8 protein-coding genes are annotated in these 8,186 nt (G+C 63.3%); 4 read left to right on the top strand and 4 right to left on the bottom strand.

The window, feature by feature from the left end; genetic code table 11:
* Positions 1 to 295: 295 nt before the first annotated feature.
* Positions 296 to 691, top strand: coding sequence for a hypothetical protein (locus VGH68_RS04170; protein WP_331602233.1), 396 nt, complete (start codon positions 296 to 298; stop codon positions 689 to 691).
* A 103-nt stretch (positions 692 to 794) separates the two neighbouring features.
* Here the strand turns inward: VGH68_RS04170 and VGH68_RS04165 are convergent, their stop codons facing one another.
* The 3 genes from VGH68_RS04165 to VGH68_RS04155 form a co-directional block, all read right to left on the bottom strand.
* Positions 795 to 2,594, bottom strand: a complete 1,800-nt coding sequence (locus VGH68_RS04165) for a chloride channel protein (RefSeq protein ID WP_331602232.1) — start codon at positions 2,592 to 2,594, stop codon at positions 795 to 797.
* A 2-nt stretch (positions 2,595 to 2,596) separates the two neighbouring features.
* The gene (locus VGH68_RS04160) at positions 2,597 to 3,013 is read right to left on the bottom strand and encodes a MarR family winged helix-turn-helix transcriptional regulator (protein WP_331602231.1); all 417 of its coding nucleotides are present in this window, start codon (positions 3,011 to 3,013) and stop codon (positions 2,597 to 2,599) included.
* A 135-nt stretch (positions 3,014 to 3,148) separates the two neighbouring features.
* Complete coding sequence (locus VGH68_RS04155; RefSeq protein ID WP_331602230.1) at positions 3,149 to 4,315, bottom strand: HPP family protein; 1,167 nt, start codon at positions 4,313 to 4,315, stop codon at positions 3,149 to 3,151.
* A 296-nt stretch (positions 4,316 to 4,611) separates the two neighbouring features.
* Between VGH68_RS04155 and VGH68_RS04150 the strand changes: the two genes are divergently transcribed.
* A complete protein-coding gene (locus VGH68_RS04150) occupies positions 4,612 to 4,929 on the top strand; it encodes a DUF1840 domain-containing protein (RefSeq protein WP_331602229.1) in 318 nt (105 codons plus the stop codon).
* 239 nt (positions 4,930 to 5,168) lie between these two features.
* Here the strand turns inward: VGH68_RS04150 and VGH68_RS04145 are convergent, their stop codons facing one another.
* Positions 5,169 to 5,354, bottom strand: a complete 186-nt coding sequence (locus VGH68_RS04145; RefSeq protein ID WP_331602228.1) for a hypothetical protein — start codon at positions 5,352 to 5,354, stop codon at positions 5,169 to 5,171.
* 201 nt (positions 5,355 to 5,555) lie between these two features.
* Here VGH68_RS04145 and VGH68_RS04140 point away from each other — a divergent pair, with 201 nt between their 5' ends.
* Positions 5,556 to 7,337, top strand: coding sequence for a chloride channel protein (locus tag VGH68_RS04140; protein WP_331602227.1), 1,782 nt, complete (start codon positions 5,556 to 5,558; stop codon positions 7,335 to 7,337).
* 132 nt (positions 7,338 to 7,469) lie between these two features.
* Positions 7,470 to 7,976, top strand: coding sequence for a universal stress protein (locus VGH68_RS04135; RefSeq protein WP_331602226.1), 507 nt, complete (start codon positions 7,470 to 7,472; stop codon positions 7,974 to 7,976).
* The last annotated feature ends 210 nt before the right edge of the window (positions 7,977 to 8,186 follow it).

The following is an 8,186-nucleotide window of genomic DNA, read 5'->3' as shown; positions in this document are numbered from 1 at the left end:
GGTCACGGGCGGCGGGTCCGCGCGCACGCCAGGAACCGGAACAGCGTGTTGTCAGCGACATCCCGGTGGATATCCACCGGCATAGGGGGACCCGGTTCACGAGACAGGTGATGAGGTGCACCGCGGCCTATCATTAAAGTGTTCTGGCGTCCTCCACAGGACCCTCATTCGGAACGCTCAGAACGAACTGCCGGGTATGGAGCGAATCGTCGGCGCGGGCAACAGGCGCTTGCGATCAGGTCGACATCGTCGGCTGACCGATCGCGCCGCGCGGCTCGCAAGGAGGCGCAAAGTGATGAGATCGAATCGCCATACGGAAAGCGCGCCCGCTTTCCGCAGCGGAATCATCCGCTGGATGCCGCTGATGTTGTGCATGGTCTTGCTGGCTGCAAACGTCGGCGCGGAACAGCGCACGATCCAGATTGTGTCGGGCACGTACGGTGCGAACTGCGGTGCGCCGCGCGGCAACCTGACTCGCGAGGTCGCGCGTCATTGCAATGGGCGGTCCAGTTGCGGCTATTCGGTGCCGGGGCTGGATCAAGGCAGCGCGGCGAGCGCGTGCCACGGCGATTTTCTTGCCGAATGGCATTGCGACAACGCGGAGTTTCACAGCGCCGCGCTGGCTCCCGGCGCGACATTGGGCGATACGCTCGTGCTGAGTTGCGTGGAGTCGCGCGGCGCGGGCAAATAGAAGGGTGCGTACCGAAGTGCTCCGCCATATAAGCCGACGTACAAAAGAGAAAGGCCGAGGCCAATAATCACCTCGGCCTTTCATCCCCGCATTTGCGGCGTCTTTAACCGGCCTTGCGAACCGGTGCAAAGCGCCGTTTTCCGAGCGGCGGTGCAATGCGCCGGAAGCGCTCGCGCTTGTGCTCTTCTTCGAAATGCGCGAGTGACGGCTTGACCAGATCGCTGCGCGACACGATGCCGACCAGACGCATGCTGTTGCGGTCGCTGACCACCGGCAGACGTTCGAGGCCGAGCACCGCAAGCCGTGTTGCGACAAGCCGGCAGGTTTCGGACGGCAACGCAAAGGCGGGATGCTGCTGCGCGAATACGTCGGCGAGCGTCATCGCGCGTTTGCGTTGCTCGTCGCCGGCGCAAAACCGCTCGAGCAGCGCGCGGTCGGCGACGCCGATGACCGCGCCGCCGCGCACCACCGGATAGGCGCGGCGCAACTGGTTCGCACCGAACAGCGTTTGCAGCGTGTCCGCTACCGTCTTGCTGCAATCGATCGATTCGACCGACGCGGTCATCACTTCGTCGACATAGTGGCGCTCCAGCGGATCGACACCGTACTCGCGGTAGATGTGATAGCCGCGGCGCGCAATCTTTTCCGTCATGATCGAACGGCGCATGACCACCGTCGAGAAGCCGTGCGCGACCAGCGTGGCGGTCAACAGAGGCAGCAGTGCGTTGCTGTCGTGGGTGAGGCCGAAGGCGAATACGATGGCCGTCAGCGGCGCGCCGAGCGTGGCGCCCAGCGTCGCGGCCATGCACACGAGCGGCCACAGCGCCGGTTCGCTGCCCGGCAGCCAATGCGCGAGTACGGTGCCGAGGCCGGCGCCGAGCATCAGCAGCGGCGCGAGCACGCCGCCCGACGTGCCGGAGCCGAGTGCAACGACCCACATCACGGCCTTGACCGCGAGCAGCGCAAGCGCGATTTGCAGCGCAATGTGCTGATGCAGCAGATCGCCGATCACGTCATAACCGACGCCGAGCGCGCGCGGTTCGAGCCATCCGCCGATGCCGACGACGATGCCGCCGAGCGCCGGCCACCACATCCAGTGGATCGGCAGTTTGCCGAACAGGTCTTCGACCTTATAGAGCGCGGCGGACAGCCCCGACGCGAGCGCACCCGACAGCACGCCGGCGATCGCGCAGGAAACCAGCGACCAGCCGTCCGGCGCGGCGGTTTGAAGCGGAAACAGCGGACCTGTGCCGAAGCAAAGCGCGCGTGCGAAACCGGCGACCGCGCAGGCGACCGCGACCGGCAGGAAACTGCGCGGGCGCCATTCGAACAGCAGCAGTTCGACTGCCAGCAGCACGGCCGCCACCGGTGTGCCGAACACCGCGGTCATACCCGCGGCGGCGCCGGCGACGAGTAGCGTCTTGCGTTCCGCCGATGTCACCTTCACGCACTGCGCGATCAGCGAGCCGAGCGCACCGCCGGTCATGATGATCGGGCCTTCCGCGCCAAACGGTCCGCCGCTGCCGATCACGATGCCTGACGACAAGGGTTTGAGCACCGCCACTTTCGGCGACATCTTGCTTTTGCCGAACAGAATCGCCTCGATTGCTTCGGGAATGCCGTGCCCGCGGATTTTCTCGGAGCCGAAGCGCGCGATCAACCCGACGATCAGCCCGCCGACCACCGGCACGCCGATCACCCATAGCCCGAGCGTGTTGGTGGCAGGCGAGCGTTCGACGAACGACAGCGTGCCGAAGAAAAACAGATTGGTGAACAGCCGGATCAGGTTCAGCAGGACGAATGCGGCAAGCGTGCTGACCAGGCCGATACCCGCCGCCAGCGCGAAGATGCCGGGCAGTCGCGCGTTGGCCGAAAAGTCGCGCTTGTGGGAATCCATACTCATGGTTATTCGAAGTCGATCTGTGGAATCTGAAAGGAACCTTCGAGCGATTTCAGTTCTGCCCGGTGCAACTCCGCGAGCCGCTCGAGTACTCGCTCGCCCGCTTTTTCAAGGTGAACCTCGACCTGACGGCGGTCGGTTTCGCTGATCTGCCGGCGCACGAGACTGAGCGCCTCGCAGCGCGACACCAACGCGACGACGCCGTGATGCTGCGCCTGAAGCCGCTCGGCCAATTCGCCGACGGTTGCCCAGTCACGCTGCGGGTAACCTTTGATATGCAGCAACAACAGGTATTGCAGCGGCGTAATGCCTTCGTTTTGCGCGGCCTGCTCGGAGAACCGCTCGAAGCGCCGCATCTGATAGCGAAACTCCGATAGTTGCTCGAAGTCGCTTTTGCGCAGTCCGCGAGTCCGTACCTTCATTGGATGTCCCGCCGATGTGAGGAAACCGCAAAATATATCACGTAATGATGTGTTCGCGGCGCCTCTTCTTACAATGCTGGCTTCGCCGCGTGATGCTGTCGGCCTGCTTTCGTGGGCTATTTCGCCGTGCTGCGATCACGCTGTCCGGCGGGGTGGCGCGACGGTTTGCCGGTAAAGGCCCGCGATCAGATCGACCTGCGTGATCATGCCGACCACGCGCCCTGCGTGATCGAGCACCGGCACGTGGTGGTGGCCGAAGTTCGCGAACATCGGCACGAGTTCGGTAATCGGCTCGCTCGCGTTGACGCTGCAGACCTCGGTCGTCATCACGCTGCCGACATCCGCGCTGCGAAGCCTGTCGCCGCGCAACCAGCCGTCGAAGTAACCGGCGATCGGCGCAAACGCGCCAAAGCCTTTGTTGTCGACGAAGTCGGCGCGCGTGACGATGCCGATCAGCCGCTGGCTGGCGTCGACCACCGGCAGCGCCTTCACCTTGTTGCGCCTGAACAGATCCCACGCGGCGCCGGCGCGGGTAGTTGCGGACACCGAGACGACATGGCGGGACATGATGTCTTCGCAGCGCAGTTCGGCGAAGCTGCGCGAGAACGCTTGCAGCTGGGTTTCGCGCAGCAAGGAATAGAGATCGTCCGGATCGATGTCGAGTAGTTCATCGCGGCGTCCCAGTACGGCTTTGACATCGGCGCGCGTGAAGCCGACGCGCGACGCTTCGTCGGCGGCCTGGCTCGCGGTGACGCGATCCTGGCGGCCCGCATGCGGATAGCGATGGCCGGTGGCGGCGTGATAGACCAGCGCCGCGAGCAGCAGTGCGGCCGACTGGATCGCGATGGGTTCGAGCACGAACCGGTAGCCGAGCGCATGAATGACGGGGCCGCCGAGCACCGCGGTCAACGCCACCGCGCCGGACGGCGGATGTACGCAGCGCAGCGCGAACATCCCGCAGATCGACAGCGCAACCGCCAATGCGGCGGCGAGAGTCGGATCGCCGATCAGCAGCGCACAGGTGACGCCGATCGTCGCGGACACCAGATTGCCGCCGATGATCGACCACGGTTGCGCAAGCGGACTGGCGGGCACCGCGAACAGCAGCACCGCGGAGGCGCCCATTGGCGCGACCAGTAGCGGAACAGTCGCGCTGGGCCCGAGCAGCAGATACATGAGCCCGCCGGTGAACGCGATACCGAGCAGTGCGCCCACACATGAGCGCGCACGCTCTTGCCATTTCACGGCGACGGGTGCGGGGAGAAAACGGGACAGCCAGCCAGGAACGAAGGTACGGGACAAAATGGGTGCGGAAAGTAGTCGATTGTGGCGGCCCCGACATTACCGGGCGAACCCCGGCAACGCGAATACCGTGTGGTCATGATTATATTTCAATATGATATAAAACCGGGTTTGAGGTCGTGCCCCGCGGAAAAATTTGCCGTTGTCTGCTGAGATTGAAAGCCGGCCAACGCTGTTCAAAGTCAACTCCAACGCTGTAACGGACCGGCTCTTTAATCACGTTGTGATATAAAATATCGGGAAAGGCCGAGACAAGCTGCGTTCGGTTTGTTTCGTATTTCGATAAAGGAGCCATCATGATGATCACTTTTCAATCGACGGCGTCACCGGATGTCGTGATGCTCAGAGACCTCGCTCAATATCTGCTGGGCCTGATCGGTAAGCGGCTTGGCGAACGGGGTGTGATCACGCACGATGAACTCCCGCACGCGATCGACCGGCTGGAAGCGGCGATCTCCGCGGACGCGACGGTGGAAGCAACTTTCGAAGCGTTGCATTGCTCGCCAAAGAATCATCGTGAGTCGCACAACCGGCTTTCGCAACGCGCATGGCCGTTTCTCGACATGATGCGCGCGGCGCGCGAAAGCGATGCGGACATCATCTGGGGACTCTGAAGCCATTGCCTACCGCGCACCGTACCCGACCTGTTATCGGTTCCAACCGTGGTACTCGTGAAATGCACGGCTGATTCGCGGCATCAGAAATGCATTGCGCGGATGACACAGCGCACACCGCTATTCGAGGCAGGCGGTGCGCATATTTTGTTTCTCTGGCTCGACTCGTAGCCCGCGCACGACGATGCATCAAGCGATGAACGAGTCCGCGCGCGAAGCAGGTGACGCTAGCCGCCCGCTCAGGTAAACAGCGGCACTGCTTCAATCAACGCAAATCCGAGCAGCGCGCCCAGCGTGGCACCCAGTAGCCGCGGATGCAGGCGCTGAAGGTGCAATCTGTCGAGCAGACCGCCGATCAGAATGATGCCGAGCAACCCAAAGGCGAACACCAGGTAGCTGATTTCGAAGTCGTTATCGATGACCATCGGGCACCTCCCATGCTTAGTGCAATACGGACGGGCAATCACGCTTGCGGCTTGTTGCGACGATTGCTTACCGGTTAGTATATATCACAGCGTGATCTATAAACGAGCAGCCCCCGCAGCGTCGACGATGCCGTGCTGGACGGCAACAGTGGCGAGCAAGTCGAGGGCTTTTCATCGAAAGAACGAGGAGCGGCAGTGCAGATGAATGAGTCAAAGGGCGACTTCGCCACCGATACCCGGCTTCTGCGAATCACGGCAATTGCCGCGGTGATCGGCATGCTCAGCACGTTCGCCGCCGATTTCCTGCTGCATCTGATCCGCCTGTTTACGAACGTGTTCTTCTTTCAGACGCTATCCATCGCGAACAACTCGCCCGCCGGCAACACGCTCGGGCTTTGGGTGATCGCGATGCCCGTGCTGGGCGGTCTGATCGTCGGCTTCATCGCGCGCTACGGTTCGGAGCAGATTCGCGGGCATGGTATCCCGGAGGCGATCGAAGCGATCCTGTTCGGCAAGAGCAAGATGTCGCCGAAGGTTGCGGTGCTCAAACCGCTGGCCTCGGCGATTGCGATCGGCAGCGGCGGCCCGTTTGGTGCCGAAGGGCCGATCATCATGACGGGCGGCGCGCTGGGTTCGTTGATCGCGCAGTTTTTTCATCTGTCGAGCGGCGAGCGCAAGACGCTGCTGGTGGCCGGTGCGGTCGCCGGCATGACCGCGGTGTTCGGCACGCCGGTGGCCGCCGTGCTGCTCGCGGTGGAGCTGCTGCTGTTCGAATTGAGGCCACGCAGCCTGCTGCCTGCCGCGGTGTCGTGCGCGGTAGCGGGCTTTTTGCGGCCGCTGCTGATGGGCAGCGGTCCGCTCTTTCCACTCCAGACATTGCCGCTCGGCGCGCTCGGACTCGCTTCGTGCGCCCTTGCGGGATTGATTGCGGGCGCGCTGTCGTGGGGCTTGTCGACGTGGCTCTATAAGGTCGAGGACGCATTCGCGCGGCTGCCGTTTCACTGGATGTGGTGGCCGGCGCTCGGCGGTCTGGCGGTAGGTATCGGCGGCTATTTTCAGCCGCGCGCGCTGGGCGTCGGCTATGACGTGATCGGCGATCTGCTGATGAATCACCTGGCCGTTGGCGTCGTGTTGGCAATCGTGCTGGTGAAGGCCGTGATCTGGGTGATCGCGTTGGGCTCGGGCACGTCGGGCGGCGTGCTGGCGCCGTTGCTGATGATGGGCGCGGGCGTCGGCGCGCTGCTGGCGCCGGCGATGCCTGGCGGCGACCCCGCGATCTGGCCGTTGATATTCATGGCGGCGGCGCTCGGCGGCATGATGCGCGCGCCGATCATGGCCGTCGTGTTCGCTTTCGAACTGACGCACGACGCCAATGCATTGCTGCCGCTTCTGACCGCCGCGGCTGTCTCGTACGGCTTTACCGTCGTCTTTATGCGCCGCTCGATCCTGACCGAGAAGATCGCGCGACGCGGCTATCACATCTATCGCGAGTACGGAATCGATCCGCTGGAACGTCACCATGTGAACGAAGTCATGACGCGTACGGTGAAGACGATCGATGCGGGTCTGAGTGTTGCGGACGCGCTCGCGCAGCACTTCGGACCGAGCCAGGTTCATCGCGCCTATCCGGTGGTGCGTGCAGGGCGGCTCGTCGGCATGGCGGATCGGCGCAAGCTGGTCGACGCGCTCGACAACGGCGCGGCGACAGCGGCAGTCGGCGACCTGTGCGCCAACGAACGGCTCGAAATCGCGCTGCCGGACGAGACCTGCCGGCATGTCGCCGCGCGTCTTGCCGCGCGTTCGCTGGATCGCGTGCCGGTGGTGGCCGATGAATCCGGCTATCAACTGATCGGTATCGTGTCGCGGCACGATCTCGTCAAACCATCGCTGTCCATCTTCAACGAGGAACGCCAGCGTGAGCGGTTCCGCCGTATATCGCTGAATCGTGAGCGGGCGGAGGCTACCGCCGAGCACCGCGAATAGTGCGCGCTTTACGCTTTCCTCAGCGATTCCTTATATGTTTGCGGGGCATTTGCGGCCGGCTGTACATATCACGGATTGACATATACTGAATTGATAGTGTCGCCGCGAAATCACGGTGCAGGGAGACATGACATGTCGTGCTTCAATCGCATTCTTCTCTGTTACGACGGAACACGCGAAGGGCAACACGCGTTGAAGGACGGTGCCACTCTCGCGCAGGATCTCAAAGCGGAAGTACACCTGCTTTCCGTGCTCAACAATTCGGCCTGGATGCAAGGCGCCGATATCACGTCCGCGATACCGATGAATTTCATCAACGAGTCCGCTAAAACGCTGCTCGACGAAGGATTGCAAAAGCTCGCCGCGCGCGGAATTCGCGCGGTGGGCCACCTTGCGATCGGCGAGCCGCTGGATCAGATCCCGTTCTTTGCCAAAGAACTGAATGTCGATCTCGTCGTGGTGGGACACCGTCGCACGCATGGACTCGCGCGCTGGTGGGGCGGCCGCAACGACGGACTGCTGCTCGACCGGGTCACGTGTAGCGTGCTCGTGACAATGGGCGCGGTGGCCGGGGCATCGGCCGCGGTCGCCGGCGCCGCATACGGCGGCGAGACCGAGCGGTCCGCCGAGCACTCCTAGACGTTGCAGTTGCGTTGCAGTTGCGTGGTATCGGCGGGCTAGTCGCGCAGCGCTGCCGGGCGGATGCAGCGCTGCGCGCGTTCGGACAGGACGCAGTTCGCGCCGAGGTCGCCGATAGGTAGCAGTGATCTAACGTTACGCGTCGACGCCGGAACCACCCCCTTGCGTGTATGATAACGATTCTCATTAATGGGCGTGGGTGGCACTCGT

The sequence above is a fragment of the Paraburkholderia sp. genome, from assembly GCF_036488505.1.
Taxonomy (GTDB): Bacteria; Pseudomonadota; Gammaproteobacteria; order Burkholderiales; family Burkholderiaceae; genus Paraburkholderia.
The sequence above is the reverse complement of the archived record's forward strand: the minus strand, read 5'-3'. Positions and strand labels throughout refer to the sequence as shown.